The 468-nt window shown below is 78.4% G+C and carries 1 pseudogene; it reads right to left on the bottom strand.

Going from position 1 to position 468, the window contains the following annotated elements:
- A pseudogene (locus AC1DCG_RS25130) lies at positions 1 to 468 on the bottom strand (translation initiation factor IF-2); the annotation flags it as partial.

Here is a 468-nt window from a genome sequence, read left to right as displayed (position 1 = left end):
CGCCAGGACCACGGCCGGCGCCCGGCGCCGGGCGCGGGGCCAGGGCCGAATAGCGGACGGTCTGCTGCGGACGGTCGCCTTGCGGACGATCACCCTGCGGGCGGTCGCCGCCCGAGCGGTAGCCGCCGCCGGCGCCTTCCGGACGCGGGCCGCGCGGACGGTCGCCGTCCGGACGCGGAGCGCGCTGATTGTAGGGGCCGTCCTGACGGGGCGCACGCTGGTTGTACGGTCCGTCCTGGCGCGGAGCGCGCTGGTTGAACGGACGGTCGCCCTGCGGGCGGTCGCCTTGGGGACGATCGCCTTGCGGGCGCTCGCCGCCCGGCGTCGGCCGGTAGGTCGTGGTCGTCGGACGATCGTCGCGGCGCTCACGGCTGGGTTCGTAGGTGCGGGTCTGGCCCGGAGCGCTGTGGCGCGGAGCCTCGGCGCGGGGCGCTTCGACGCGCGGCGCGGCCGGAGCCGGAGCGGACG

The sequence above is a fragment of the Caulobacter sp. 10L414 genome (assembly GCF_056395525.1).
This window is presented reverse-complemented; position numbering and strand designations above follow the sequence as displayed.